This is a genomic window from Sphingomonas pruni NBRC 15498, from assembly GCF_001598455.1.
GTDB lineage: Bacteria > Pseudomonadota > Alphaproteobacteria > Sphingomonadales > Sphingomonadaceae > Sphingomonas > Sphingomonas pruni.
The window spans coordinates 1-13,535 of sequence record NZ_BCYZ01000053.1 but is presented as its reverse complement, the minus strand read 5'-3'; the positions used below and the strand labels follow the sequence as shown (position 1 = coordinate 13,535).

Sequence of the window (13,535 nt, the reverse complement as noted above, 5' to 3'; positions counted from 1 at the left end):
TCAGCCCGCAGCGGCGACGATTGCGGCCCATCCGGCCTCATCCACGACTTCGATACCGAGTTCGGTCGCTTTCTTTAGCTTGGAGCCGGCGCCCGGCCCCGCGACCACCAGGTCGGTCTTCGCCGACACCGATCCCGATACGCGCGCGCCGAGCGCCTCAGCCTGCGCCTTGGCCTCGTCGCGGCTCATCGTCTCCAGGCTGCCGGTGAACACCACCGTCTTGCCGCTGACGCGCGATTCGCGCGCTTTGAACACGAAGGCGGGCGGACTGACTTCCGCCAACAGATCATCCCATACCGCGCGATTGTGCGGCTCGTGGAAGAAATCGGCCAGCGCATTGCCGACCGCGGCGCCAACATTGTCGACGCCGATATGCTCGGCGATCGCCTTGTCGACACGCTGCCGGAACTTCTGTTCGTCTTCGGCCAATGCCGGCACGAGGCTGTCGCGCAGCGCGATGATTTCGTCGGCGAGCGCCTTGATTTCCGGAAGCGTCGCGTGGCGCTTCAGCAAGTCGCGCGCGGTGACCACGCCGACATGCCGGATGCCGAGCCCGAACAGCAGCCGCACCGGATCGGGCGCGCGCTTCGCCTCGATCGCCTCGAGCAGATTGTCGACCGACTTCTCCTTCCAGCCCTCTCGTCCGAGCAATTCCTCGCGATGCGCGGCGAGGCGGAAGATGTCGGCGGGCTCCGCGATCCAGCCGAGATCGAGGAATTCGCGGATGGTCTTGTCGCCCAGTCCCTCGATGTCGAGCGCGCCGCGGCTGACGAAATGGCGCAGCCGTTCCTGCCGTTGCGCCGGACAGATCAGCCCGCCAGTGCAGCGGATATCGACTTCGCCTTCCTCGGCCAGGGCTTCCGAACCGCATTCCGGGCAATGGGTCGGGAAGGTCCAGGGATCGCGCGGTTCGTCGCGCGTCAGATTCTCGACGATCTGCGGAATGACGTCGCCCGCGCGCTGGAGCACGACGCGGTCGCCCGGCCGGACGCCGAGCCGCGCGATCTCGTCGGCATTGTGGAGCGTGGCGTTGGTCACCACGACGCCGCCGACCGTCACCGGCTCGAGCCGCGCGACCGGGGTCAGCTTGCCGGTCCTCCCGACCTGGATATCGATCCGTTCGAGCGTGGTCTGCGCGCGCTCCGCCGGGAATTTGTGCGCCAGGCCCCAGCGCGGCGCACGGCCGACAAAGCCAAGACGCGTCTGCCAGTCGAGCCGGTCGACCTTGTATACGACGCCATCGATATCGAACGGCAGATCGGCACGCTCGGCCTCGATCGCCTTGTAGGTGGCAAGTGCCTGGTCGAGGGTTCCCCCCGGCTGAAACTGGCGCGTGACGGGAAAGCCCCAGGCGCGAATGGTCGCGATCACCGCCGATTGCGTGTCGCCGGGCAAATCGCTGGTTTCGCCCCACCCCCAGGCGAAGAAGCGCAGCGGGCGCGATGCGGTAACGGTCGCATCCTTCTGGCGAAGCGATCCGGCGGCGGCGTTGCGCGGATTGGCGAACTGGCGCGCTTCCTTGCCGCTGTCCTCGGACTCGGCGAGCAGGCGCGCGTTGAGCGCGGCGAATGCCTGCTTCTCCATATAGACCTCGCCACGCACCTCGAACACGTCGGGCGCGCCGGCGGGAAGCGCGGCGGGGATGTCGTCGATCGTCCGCACGTTGGCGGTTACGTCCTCGCCGATCTGGCCGTCGCCGCGGGTCAGCGCCTGGACCAACCGGCCCTTTTCGTAGCGCAGCGAGCAACTGAGGCCGTCGATCTTGGGCTCGGCAGTCAGCGCGACGTATTCGGCATCGGAAAGGTTGAGGAAGCGGCGGACGCGGCCGACGAAATCGGCGACCTCTTCATCGTCGAAGGCGTTGTCCAGGCTGAACATCGGCCGCGCATGCGCGACCTTGGCCAGATGCCCGGCCGGCGCCGCGCCGACCTTGCGGCTCGGCGAATCGTCGCGGATCAGATGCGGGAATGCCGCCTCGATCGCGCTGTTGCGGCGGATCAGCGCATCATAATCGGCATCCGAAATCTCGGGCGCGTCCTCGGTATGATAGAGCCGGTTGTGAAGCGCGATCTCGGCGGCGAGGCGCTCCAATTCGGCGGCAGCTTCGGCGTCGGTGGCGGGCAGCGAATTCGTCATGCGGCGCTCTTTAGACTCTGTTTCGGTGAAGATTGAAATGTCTTCCTGGCCCCATCCGGACTCGTCCTAGATCCCCACCACCGTCGCGATCACGAGCATGACGATCCCGCCGAGCGACAGCAGCGACAGCCGCACCGTCCGCTCGATCCAGAACGAGCGCCGCCGCGTGAGGGCGAGCGTAGCGGCCATTTCGCGGGAAAAGGTTTTCAGGTCGGCGACATAGCCCCAACGCGCGCGAAACAGGAAAAGACAGATCGCACTGGATCCGGCAAGCAACCCCATCAGCAACAGCACCGGCACCATATGCGCCTTTGCGATATCCAGCTTGGTATTGTCGCGCGCGATCAGCCCGAGAAACGCCAGGATCAGGCCGTCGAACGACAGAATGCCGCGAGCCTTGGTCAGCTGCCGGTCGACGATGCGATCGACATAGGCAACCGCGGCGTCGCCATAGCTGGGATGCTCGTCGATGCCGTCGTCGCCGCTCCGTTCAAACCGCGCGGTGAGCGCTTCGTGATGCCCTTCGGTGCCGCCGGGAATGTCCGGAAACCAGGTCATCGCTCCTGTCGTCGCGACGATCAGCGCGCCGGTGAAGATCAGGTCGAACGGTCCCATCACAGTCCCATTACAGGGCGCCGAACGTCCAGGCGGCGATCCCGCCGAGCACGAGCAGGATCAGGTCCGCCAGCAATGCCGTCACCAGCACCAGCCGCGTCACGCGACGACGGACCATCCCGATCGCCAACCACAGCCAGGCGATCACCAGGGCGACACACGCAGCGATCAGGCCGTTGATGGCGAGCGTGCCGAGCGTGCCGCAGTCGAATTCGCAATAGCCCACCGCCAAGGCAGTCATCCACGCCAGCGGAACCAGCCCGACCGGCAGCAGGATCGCGCTGATCCAGGCGAGCGCTCCGGCCACGCGTGAGCGACGCGGCGGCGTGGTCATGCCGCCTCGAGCAGGCGTTCGGCCTGCGCGCGCGCCTCGTCGGTGATCGTCGCGCCCGACAGCATCCGCGCAATCTCCTCGCGCCGCGCCCCACTGTCGAGCGCGATCACGCCGGTGCGCGTCACCAGGCCGTCGGAGGACTTGGCGATGAAATAATGCTGGCCGCCCCGCGCCGCGACTTGCGGGCTATGCGTCACCACCAGCAATTGCGTGCGATCGGCCAGCCGCGCCAGCCGTTCTCCGATCGCGGAGGCGACAGCGCCGCCCACGCCGCGATCGATCTCGTCGAAGATAATCGTCGCCGCCCCGCCTTCCTCGGCCAGGCTCACCTTGAGCGCCAGGATGAAGCGCGACAATTCGCCGCCCGACGCGATCTTGGTCAGCGGCGCGAATGGCGCGCCGGGATTGGTCGCGATCTCGAATTCGACGCGATCCTTACCGCCCGGACCCCATTGCTCGTCGGGCAAGGTTTCGATCATCGTCCGGAAGCGTGCGGCGTCGAGCTTGAGCGGGGCGAGCTCGCCCGCCACCGCCGCATCGAGCCGCGCCGCCGCGGCATGGCGTTCTGCGGACAGCGCATCCGCCGCCGCCTCGTATGCGGCCCGCGTCTCGACAACCCGACGCTCGAGCTGAGCGAGACCTTCCTCCCCCGCCTCGATCGTCGCGAGCCTGCCGGCCATGTCCTCGGCAAGCTGCGCCAATTCGTCGGGCTGGACGCGATGCTTGCGCGCCATCGCGCGGAGATCGAACAGCCGCGCCTCATCCTCTTCGAGTGCACGCGGGTCGAACATCAACGCGGTGCGCGCGGCCGCGAGGTGATCCTCGGCCAGCGCGCCCTCGTTGATCGCGCGGTCGAGCGCGGCCAGCGCCTCGGCCAACGAAGGATGCGCGTCGGCGACGCGCTCCAGTACGCGCGCCGACTGGCGCAGTCGCGCCAGCCCGCCGTCGGAACCGGCGAGATACTCGTCGAGCGCTGCCATATCCTCGGCGATCTTCTCGGCGCGCTGCATCGAGCGGCGGCGCTCGGCCAGCGATTCTTCCTCGCCGGGTTCCGGCGCGAGTTGGCGCAGTTCGGCGACGGCGTGTTCGAGATAGTCGCGGTCGCGCGCCGCGGCGTCGATTTCCGCACGCGCCACCGCCAGCGCATCCTCGGCATCGCGCCAGGCGCGATAGGCCTGCGCCACCAAGCCGGCATGGCAGCGCCCGAAGGCGTCAAGCAAGGCGCGGTGGCCGCGCGGATTGAGCAGGCCACGATCGTCATGCTGGCCGTGCACCTCGACCAGATATTGCGCCAGTTCGCGCAGCAGTCCGGCCGATGCCGGCTGGTCGTTGACGAAACCGCGGCTGCCGCCATCGGCCTTGACGATGCGGCGGATGATCAGCGGCTCGCCGGGATCGATCTCGATCGCGTTTTCGGCGAGCAACGACGCGATCGGGCCGCCGTCATGCGGGGTGTCGAAGCTGGCGGTGACTACCGCCTGGGCCGCACCCTGGCGGACCAGCCCGCTATCGGCGCGCGCGCCGAGCGCGAGTCCAAGCGCGTCGAGCAGAATCGACTTGCCCGCGCCGGTCTCTCCGGTCAGCACGCCCAGCCCGGCGCCGAAATCGAGCTCGAGCGCTTCGATCAGCACGACGTCCCGAATGGCGAGCGAGGTCAGCATCGCGCCATCCTTAGCGGCAAAAATGCCGTTGGGTCATCACGTTTTGTTCCCGCCGCCCGGAGCTCGACGGAAGGCATTCCCTCTCCCGTGTGCGGGCGCATCAGGTCGGTCATGCCCCCGGCATGACCTAAACAGCGCGGGGCGCTGTTTACCTGATGCGGGAGGGGCCCGCCGCCGCCAGGCGGTGGGAGGGCGAGGGTCTGCTGTCTTCTTTTCGGGCAAGAGTCGCCTGGAAGAAGAAAGAAGACCCTCACCTGACCTCTCCCGCACGCGGGAGAGGAATACGAGGTTACTTCGGAATCGGGCCGCTGCCCGCGCCGCCGGTGTTGCTGGTCCCGGTCGAGCCGCGGCCTTCGTCCTTGGCGGCGACGCCCGGCGTGCCGGGAGCGACCGGCTGGGCATCCTTGAAGCCGAGGGGGATCGGCAATTCCCCCGCCGCCAGCGGCGCCGTCGGCTTGTAGGGATGCTCTTCCATCAACTTATAGGCGCGCTTGTACCAGTCGGTGCCGGGATAATTGGCGCCGAGCACGGCGGCCGACTTCTGCGCTTCCTCGGGCACGCCGAGCGCGAGATAGGTTTCGGTCAGGCGCATCAGCGCCTCCGGCACATGAGTCGTGGTCTGGTATCCGTCGACCACCGCGCGGAAACGCAGCGTCGCCGCGAGCCATTGCCCGCGCGTTTCGTAGAAGCGGCCGATCTCCATTTCCTTGCCCGCGAGGTGATCGCGGACGAGGTCGATCTTGAGCCGGGCATCGGCGGCATATTTGGTGTTGGGATAGCGGCGGACCAGCTCGCCCAGCGCGTCGAGCGCCTGCTGAGTAATCTTCTGGTCGCGGGTGACGTCGGCGATCTGCTCGTAATAGCCGAGCGCCACCAGGTAATAAGCGTACGGCGCGTCGCGGTTGCCGGGATGGACCGCCAGGAAGCGCTGCGCGGACTGGATCGATTGGGTGTAATCGGTGTCCATATAATAGCTGAACGCGCTCATCAGCTGCGCGCGGCGCGCCCAGATCGAATAAGGATGTTGCCGCTCGACTTCGTCGAACAGCACCGCCGCTTCCTTGTAGCGGCCCTGGTCGAGCCGCGTCTTGGCGAGCGTGTAGAGCGTGCCGACGTCACGCGCGATATAAGGGACGTCGCCCTTCTTCAGGCCGCCGCCGCGGCCGGCGCAGCCCGCCATTGGCAAAGCGAGGAGAGCGATGAGCGCGAGCGCGACGGGAGGGGACTTGGCAATACGCATGGCGCGTGGTCTTAGCGCAGCGCGCGCGGGGCGCAAACTATCCTTTTACGCGATCCGTCGCGTTGCGATGGCCTTGCGCGGGATCGGTCGCCGGGTCCATGCGTTCGCGTCCTGAAAACCGTTAACCGGGAGGGCTTTGTCCGATGACCGCCACGTTGCTTGCCACCAAACGCGTCGAAAAGCCGTGGGGGCGGCACACTTTATGGCCCGGCTTCAGCGACCCCGCACCCGGCGGCGAGCCGGTCGGCGAGATATGGTTCCAGACTCCCGATGCGGGCACGCCCGATCTGCTGATCAAATATCTGTTCACCAGCGACCGGCTGTCGGTGCAGGACCATCCCGACGATGAAGCGGCGCGCGCAGCCGGCTATCCGCGCGGCAAGGACGAATGCTGGGTGATTCTCGACGCCGAACCGGGCGCGACGATCGCGCTCGGCACCAAGGAGCCGACCACCCGCGAAAAGCTGCGCCAGGGCGCGCTCGACGGATCGATCGTCGACATGCTCGACTGGAAACCGGTCAAGGCCGGCGATTTCCTCTATTCGCCGGCCGGCACCGTCCACGCGATCGGCGGCGGAATCACGCTGGTCGAGGTCCAGCAGAATGTCGACCTGACCTATCGCCTCTATGATTATGGCAGCGACCGCGAACTCCATCTCGACGCGGGATTGAAGGTCGCCGATCCCAATCCGTTCCGTCCCAAGCCGATCGTCGGCGAGGTCGAGCCAGGCCGCACGATCCTGTGCGAGGGGCCGAAGTTCGTGCTCGAGCGCTGGACCGGCGGCGACCGGACGGTCACCCTGCCCGACGGCGTCACCGGCTGGCTCACCCCGCTCAAGGGCGAAGGCGTGGCCGACGGCGTCGCCTGGCGCGCTGGCGAATGCGTGACGGTCAGCGGCACCGCCCATATCTCGGCGGCGGCCGGAAGCGACGTGTTGTTCGCCTATCCGGGCACCGAGCGGATTTGAACCTGACAGGCTCAAACGCTCATTAACCATATGGGGCATAGGAAAGACGGATGCTGCGCGTCCTCACGCTTTCGACCCTGTTTCCCGACGCTAGCCGGCGCAACTTCGGGGTGTTCGTCGAGCGCCAGACGCTGGGACTCGCCGCGCACCCGGAGGTCGAGTTGCGCGTCGTGGCGCCGATCGGCCTGCCCCCCTTTCCGCTCGCGTCGCGCGGGCGCCACGCCCGGCTGGGGGCTCTGCCCCTGGGCGAACAATGGAAAGGCGTCGACGTCTACCGTCCGCGCTTTCTGGCGGTGCCCGGTACCGCCGGTCGCCTCCACGCCCATTTCCTCACTCGCGCGCTGACGCCCTTGCTCGCCGATTTGCGGCGCGAGTTCGCGTTCGACGTGATCGACGCGTCCTTCTTCTTTCCCGACGGGCCAGCGGCCGTAGCGCTCGGCCGGCGATTCGGCGTCCCCGTCTCGATCAAGGCGCGGGGCAGCGATGTGCATCATTGGGGTACCGCCGCCGCGACCGCCGGCCAGATCCGGGCGGCCGGCAAGCAGGCCGACGGATTGCTCGCCGTATCCGAGGCGATGAAGCGCGACATGGTCGCAATGGGCATGCCGGCCGAGCATATCCGCGTTCATCGCACCGGCGTCGATCTCGGCCAGTTCGCCTTGCGCGATCGCAACGAGGCCAAGGCGGCGCTCGGCATCCGCGGTCCGCTAATCGTGTCGACCGGAGCGCTGATCGAGCGCAAGGGGCACGACATCGTGGTCGACGCGGTCGCGGCGCTGCCCAACGCGCATCTGCTGATCGCCGGCGAAGGCAATTATCGCGGCGCGCTCGAAGCGAAGATCGCGGCACTGGGTCTGGCCGACCGTGTTCGGCTGCTCGGCGCGGTGCCGCATGGCGAGATGGCGGCATTGCTCGCCGCCGCCGATGTCATGGCGCTCGCGTCCGAGAATGAGGGCCTTGCGAATGCCTGGGTCGAGGCGCTCGCCTGCGGCGTGCCGGTGGTGATTCCCGATGTCGGCGGCGCCCCCGAAGTCGTCACCGAACGCGCCTACGGACGGATCGTCGGGCGCACGCCGGCCGGGTTCGCGTCCGGCATCGCCGCCGTCCTGTCCGATCACACGCCGCCGGCAACGGTCAGGGCCGGCGCCGAACGCTTCACCTGGGAAGCGAACACCGCCGGCCTGTACGATCACCTGAAAGCTTTGGTCACTTCTTCTTAGGCGGCGCCATCGGCGTGCCGCGCCACGACGCCGCCTGATATTCGCTGAGATTGACCAGGTCGCCCATCTCGACCGGCATGTCGATCAGATGGAGTCCCCAATCCTTGAGGATCGCGCCGTTGACGACGACATCGCCGACGATCGTGTCGGTGCGCGGATCCTGGGGGTTGGCGTTCACCGTCACCGCCAGATAGTTGAACCCGCCGTTCGACACGCATTCGGCGGAGATCAGACCGGGGACTGAGACGAACGGCGTCGTGACCGGCGCATTGTCGCTGGTCCAGGGACCCATCGGTGCGCTGGCGAGCCCCGCTCCCTTGGTGCCCAGGATCGCGTCGGTCACCGCCTTGCCGCCGCCCAGCGCTGCGGGGTTCACGCAGGCCGCGACCATGCCGGGCTGCGGCACCTTGCCGAAGCGGCTGTTCTCGGGAGGAGGCGAATCGGCGCGGAAGGTCACGTAGCTGACTACGCAATCATATTGGTCCATCGCCTTGCACAGCTTGGTCCGCTTGAAGTCGCCCCCGACATCGCCGCCCGCCGGCACCGCGACATTGGTGCCGAGCAGATAGGCGGCGATCAGCAGCCGGCGCTGGCTGGCGTCATTCTCGATCACCTCGGCGAGCAATTGCTTGAGGATGCCCGCTCCCTGGCTATGCCCGATCAGCACGACGCCACGGCCGGCCTGATATTTCTCGCGATAGGTGCGCCACGCCGCCTCGACGTCGAGATAGGCGAGCTTGCGGTCGGCGGCGCTTGCCTTGCCGGCCATGATGTCACGCAACGCGGTCAGCGTGACCTGGCGATAGAGCGGCGCATAGACGCGGCACTTGGCGGTGAAGCGCGCGGCCTGCGAAGCCGCGACCTGCTTTTCCTCCGGCCCGATATTGAGGTCGCTATTGGGCGTCGGGTCGAGCGACACCGTCGGATAGACGTAGAAGCAGTCGTATTTGGGCGCCAGATCGGCCTTGAATTTGACGACCTTGCGTTTGCCGTCGCCGGTAATGACGGTGACGTTCTGGTCGACGGTGCAGGCATCCTGGCGGCCGGGCAGGCACAACCAGCCGGCATCCGTGTTGTAATCGGGCGCAGGGATCGCGGCGAATTGCGGAGCTGGCGGTGGCACGACGGCCGGTACGGGCGGAGCCGCCGCCGGCGCTACGGCTGGCGTGCTTTGCGCCGTTGCGGGTTGGGCGAACGCCATGATCAGCGCGCCGATAGGCAGCAACCTCTTCATCCCGGAAATCCCCTCGCTCTACTCGAACAGGGAGAACCTTATCCAAGCGAGCGGCGCGATCAAGCTATCGGATAGAATGCCCCGACGACCCAGCGTCCCTCGCCGCGCAACATGCCCCAGGCGCGTGCCGCCGCCCGGCTGTCCATCGCCTCGATCCCGATGCCGCGCTCCGCAAGCGCGCCGACCAGCGTCACCGGCGGCCGGACCAAAGTCGGCCCGGTGCCGAGCAACAGGAATTCGGGACCGGGGTCGATCCCCAGCACCAGATCGAGATCGCCCTGATCGAGCGCCGCGAGCGGTGGCGGAGTCCAGCCATCGGCCCGCTCCGGCGTGATCGCCAGCGCGCGATAGACATTGTCGTCGACGCGAAATCCGGCGACGCTCAGGCCGGAGACGACCGGCCCGTCGCTGCGGGCGCGGTCCATCCGCATCAGTTGTTCCCCGGTCCGACGCGCTCCGCACCCGTCGCCGCATTGGGCTTGCCCGGCTTGTCCGGCGTCGGCTCGGCGCGCAGGCCGAGCGTGATCAGCAGCGACGACGACACGTAGATCGACGAATAGGTCCCGACGATCACGCCCAAGATCATCGCCGCGGTGAAGCCGCGCAGCACATGGCCGCCGAAGATCAGTAGGGCGAACAAGGCCAGCAGGATGGTCAGCGAGGTCATCACCGTACGCGGCAGCGTCTCGTTGACCGACAGGTTGATGATCTCGCGCATGTCCATCTTGCGATAGCGGCGCATATTCTCGCGGATGCGGTCGTCGATGACGATCTTGTCGTTGATCGAATAGCCGATGATCGTCAGCACCGCGGCGACGATGTTGAGGTCGAATTCGAGCTGGGTCAGCGCGAAGAAGCCCAGGGTCATCAGTATGTCGTGCATGATGGCGACCACGGTCGAGACGCCGAATTGCCATTCGAAGCGGAAGATCGCGAACAGACCGATCAGCAACACGGCGACCGCGACCGCCAGGATGCCGTTCCAGACGAGCTCGCCCGACACCTTGCCCGACACCGCGTCCTGCTTGGAGAATTGCGCACCGGCGAAATTCTTCTCGAGCGCCGCCGACACCGCGTTGACGATGCGGTTGGTCGCCGCGTCGTCGGCCGTTTCCGGCCGCGGCAGTCGGATCGACAGCGTCTTCTGGTCGCCGACCGTCTGGATCTGGGCGTCACCGAAATGCAGGCCATCGACCACCGAACGAACCTTTTCGACGTCGGGCGGGACCTGGAACTTCTCCTCGATCATGATGCCGCCGACAAAGTCGACGCCCATGTTGAGGCGATGGATGAACACCAAGGCGACCGCTGCGATGGTCAGCAAGGTGGTCAGCCCGAACGCCCAATAACGCAGGCGGACGAAATCGATATTGGTATCGTCGGGGACGATCTTGAGCAGGCGCATTTTGAGCGGCCCCTTAAATGTTGATGGTCTGCGGACGATGCTTCCGCAGCCACATGACGACGAGCATGCGAGTGAAGGTCACCGCGGTGAACACCGAGGTGATGATGCCGATCAGCAACACGACCGCGAAACCCTTCACCGGGCCCGATCCCAGCAACAGCATGACCACACCCGAGATACCGTGGGTCATGTTCGCCTCGAAAATGGTCCGGCTGGCTTCCTTATAGCCGAGCTCGACCGACTGGATGACGCTGCGTCCGCGCCGCCGCTCTTCCCTGATGCGCTCGTTGATCAGCACGTTGGCGTCGACCGCGGTGCCGATCGTCAGCACGAAGCCGGCGATGCCCGGCAGGGTCAGCGTGCCGTTGAGCACCGCGAGCACGCCCATGATGACCACCACGTTGATGACCACGGCGTAGTTCGCATAGAGCCCGAACCGGCCATAGGTCGCCAACATGAATATGACGACCAGGATCACGGCGATGATCGACGCCTTGATGCCGGCCTGGATCGAATCCTTGCCGAGGTCTGGACCGACGGTCCGCTCCTCGATCACCTTGAGCGCGACGGGCAAGGCGCCCGATTTCAGCTGGATCGCGAGGTCGTTGGCGCTCTGGAAGGTGAAGCCGCCCTGGATGACGCCGCTGCCGCCGAGGATCGGCCCCTCGATATTGGGTGCGGAGATGACCGAGCCGTCGAGGATGATCGCGAACGGCTTGTTGACGTTCTCTTGCGTGGTCTTGGCGAAGCGCTTGCCGCCTTCGGTGTTGAACTGAAACGCCACGACGGGCGCGTTGGTCTGCGGGTCGTTCTGGACACGCGCGTCGGTCAGATCCTGACCGGTGATGATCGCCGCACGGCGCACGGCGATGACCGGCAGCTTGTTCTGCGGATAGCCGACATAGGGGAAGCCACGCCCGGCCGCGCTGGGATAAGGCAGGATCTGGTCGCCGATCGGCGACTGGCCGATCGCCAGCTTGGCGGTATCGGCGGTCGTGTCGACGAGCTTGAATTCGAGCTTCGCGGTCTTGCCGAGCAGCGCCTTCAGCGCGGTCGGATCCTGCAGGCCTGGCACCTGAACGACGATGCGGGTCGCGCCCGAGCGGATGATCGTCGGTTCGCGTGTGCCGAGCGAGTCGATGCGGCGGCGTACGACTTCGGTCGCGCCGCTCATGGCGCTGTCGATCGCCTCGTCGACCCCGGCCTTGGTCGGCGTGATCACGAAGCGCGTCGCGTCGACGACCTGAATGTCCCAATTGCGCTGACCTGTGGTGCCGACCCCTGTGGTCATCTCCGACAGGCGCTGACGGGCATCTTCCAGCTGGGCGACATTGCGCAGCATGAAGCTGACCTTGCCGCCGTCGGTGGTGATGTCGCCGATGTCGATCCGCGGCGCCTTGCGCATCGCTGTCGCGACGCTGTCGCTCATCAGGTTGACGCGGTCGGTGACCAGCTGGCTGGTATCGGCTTCGAGCAGCAGATAACTGCCGCCGGCAAGGTCGAGGCCCAGATTGATCCGCGGGTGGACCGGCCAGCTCTTGGTCATGTCCTCGGGGAAGAAGCTCGGAATCGCGAGCGCCATCAGCACCGCGAGGAACCCGAAGATCGAGAGGACCTTCCAGCGCGGGAAATCGAGCATCAGTCGTTCGCCGGCTTGGCCGTGGTCGGCGACAGGATCTCGGTGATCGCGGCGCGCGCGACCTGGATCTTCACGTTGGGCGCTATCTCCAACTCGACGTAATTACCGTCGGTCGTCTTGCTGACCTTGCCCAGGATTCCGCCCGAAGTGATCACCTGATCGTTCTTCTTCAGTGCGTCGATCGCGTTGCGCAATTCCCTCGCGCGCCGCTGCTGCGGCCGGATCATCAGGAAATAGAAGCCGACGAACAGCAGGATGAAGGGAAAGAACTGCATCGCGATGGCGATGCCGTCGGAACCGGAAGAGGCGCCGCCGGCGACCTGGGCATAAGCGGAAGGAATGAACATGAGCATCCTGAAAATGGGCATGGCTGACGCGCCCGTCAGGGGCGCCACCGTAAGCGCCGCGCGCTATCACCATGCGCGTCGCGGTGCAACACATCGCCGCCGTCCCGCGACCCGGCGCCGGAGCGCTTGCATCGTGCGCAGCAAGCGCTTCGCCGCCGTCCCGCGACCCGGCGCCGGAGCGCTTGCATCGTGCGCAGCAAGCGCTTAGAGGCGCGCGCTCCGGCTCGCACCTGATGGCGCGAGTTCGCTCTGGTCGGGGCGTAGCGCAGCCTGGTAGCGCATCACACTGGGGGTGTGGGGGTCGCAGGTTCGAATCCTGTCGCCCCGACCAAACATTTCAGTAAGTTAGCGGCGATTTCGGTAAGCCGCTTCCCCCATCTATCGATGCTAGTAAGCACCCGGCAAGCACAGCGCTTGTGTCTACTCGGGCGACACGCCGTGCTCGGCGCAGCCTATATCGAGAACTGAGGGTTGTGGCTCACAGAACGGGACACGGCTTCCCTCGCTTGCTCAGCGAAGACTCCGAACCTGTTGGTTGGTTTTGCGATGGATGCTGCTCAATCTTGTACGAAGGTCGTTTGGGTCAAGCGCATCGGCGATCGGACGATAGCTCATCGGCGCAAGTCCCTGGCCGTGCAGGACTGCGAACCAGCTCGGATCGCGAAACAGATCGTGGTGCGCCGGAATGCGCGGCCGTTTTCGTCCTGCCCACCAACACCTTGGCTGACACCCCTAG

12 protein-coding genes and 1 tRNA gene are annotated in these 13,535 nt (G+C 66.4%); 3 read left to right on the top strand and 10 right to left on the bottom strand.

The features are described 5' to 3' along the window. The 5 genes from ligA to SPR01S_RS15080 form a co-directional block, all read right to left on the bottom strand. Complete coding sequence (gene ligA, locus SPR01S_RS15100; protein ID WP_066590789.1) at nucleotides 1-2,136, bottom strand: NAD-dependent DNA ligase LigA; 2,136 nt, start codon at nucleotides 2,134-2,136, stop codon at nucleotides 1-3. 66 nt (nucleotides 2,137-2,202) lie between these two features. Continuing rightward, the gene (locus SPR01S_RS15095; protein WP_066590787.1) at nucleotides 2,203-2,751 is read right to left on the bottom strand and encodes a hypothetical protein; all 549 of its coding nucleotides are present in this window, start codon (nucleotides 2,749-2,751) and stop codon (nucleotides 2,203-2,205) included. Nucleotides 2,752-2,761: 10 nt separating this feature from the next. Continuing rightward, a complete protein-coding gene (locus tag SPR01S_RS15090) occupies nucleotides 2,762-3,085 on the bottom strand; it encodes a hypothetical protein (RefSeq protein ID WP_157082281.1) in 324 nt (107 codons plus the stop codon). Next, nucleotides 3,082-4,746, bottom strand: a complete 1,665-nt coding sequence (gene recN, locus SPR01S_RS15085; RefSeq protein ID WP_066590784.1) for a DNA repair protein RecN — start codon at nucleotides 4,744-4,746, stop codon at nucleotides 3,082-3,084. The genes SPR01S_RS15090 and recN overlap by 4 nt, the downstream gene beginning before the upstream one ends. A 289-nt stretch (nucleotides 4,747-5,035) precedes the next feature. Beyond that, the gene (locus SPR01S_RS15080; protein WP_066590782.1) at nucleotides 5,036-5,986 is read right to left on the bottom strand and encodes an outer membrane protein assembly factor BamD; all 951 of its coding nucleotides are present in this window, start codon (nucleotides 5,984-5,986) and stop codon (nucleotides 5,036-5,038) included. A gap of 143 nt (nucleotides 5,987-6,129) precedes the next feature. Here SPR01S_RS15080 and SPR01S_RS15075 point away from each other — a divergent pair, with 143 nt between their 5' ends. Together SPR01S_RS15075 and SPR01S_RS15070 are read left to right on the top strand one after the other, a co-directional pair. Next, nucleotides 6,130-6,954 carry a class I mannose-6-phosphate isomerase gene (locus tag SPR01S_RS15075; RefSeq protein ID WP_066590780.1) on the top strand — a complete coding sequence of 275 codons (825 nt, stop codon included), beginning with the start codon at nucleotides 6,130-6,132 and terminating at the stop codon, nucleotides 6,952-6,954. A gap of 50 nt (nucleotides 6,955-7,004) precedes the next feature. Beyond that, nucleotides 7,005-8,174, top strand: coding sequence for a glycosyltransferase (locus SPR01S_RS15070; protein ID WP_066590778.1), 1,170 nt, complete (start codon nucleotides 7,005-7,007; stop codon nucleotides 8,172-8,174). Here the strand turns inward: SPR01S_RS15070 and SPR01S_RS15065 are convergent. The 5 genes from SPR01S_RS15065 to yajC are packed head-to-tail and all read right to left on the bottom strand — an operon-like array spanning nucleotide 8,161 to nucleotide 12,799. After that, complete coding sequence (locus tag SPR01S_RS15065; protein ID WP_066590776.1) at nucleotides 8,161-9,408, bottom strand: DUF3089 domain-containing protein; 1,248 nt, start codon at nucleotides 9,406-9,408, stop codon at nucleotides 8,161-8,163. The two genes, SPR01S_RS15070 and SPR01S_RS15065, sit on opposite strands and share 14 nt — an antisense overlap. Before the next feature lie 59 nt (nucleotides 9,409-9,467). After that, the gene (locus SPR01S_RS15060; protein WP_066590774.1) at nucleotides 9,468-9,839 is read right to left on the bottom strand and encodes an Mth938-like domain-containing protein; all 372 of its coding nucleotides are present in this window, start codon (nucleotides 9,837-9,839) and stop codon (nucleotides 9,468-9,470) included. Then, nucleotides 9,839-10,813, bottom strand: a complete 975-nt coding sequence (gene secF, locus SPR01S_RS15055) for a protein translocase subunit SecF (RefSeq protein ID WP_066590772.1) — start codon at nucleotides 10,811-10,813, stop codon at nucleotides 9,839-9,841. The genes SPR01S_RS15060 and secF overlap by 1 nt, the downstream gene beginning before the upstream one ends. Nucleotides 10,814-10,826: 13 nt before the next feature. Beyond that, nucleotides 10,827-12,452 (bottom strand): protein translocase subunit SecD, encoded by a 1,626-nt coding sequence (gene secD, locus SPR01S_RS15050; protein ID WP_066590770.1) that lies wholly within the window; start codon nucleotides 12,450-12,452, stop codon nucleotides 10,827-10,829. Next, nucleotides 12,452-12,799, bottom strand: a complete 348-nt coding sequence (gene yajC / locus SPR01S_RS15045) for a preprotein translocase subunit YajC (RefSeq protein WP_066590817.1) — start codon at nucleotides 12,797-12,799, stop codon at nucleotides 12,452-12,454. Before yajC ends, secD begins: the two co-directional genes overlap by 1 nt. 254 nt (nucleotides 12,800-13,053) lie before the next feature. Here yajC and SPR01S_RS15040 point away from each other — a divergent pair. Beyond that, nucleotides 13,054-13,130, top strand: a tRNA-Pro gene (locus tag SPR01S_RS15040). Nucleotides 13,131-13,535: the final 405 nt, after the last annotated feature.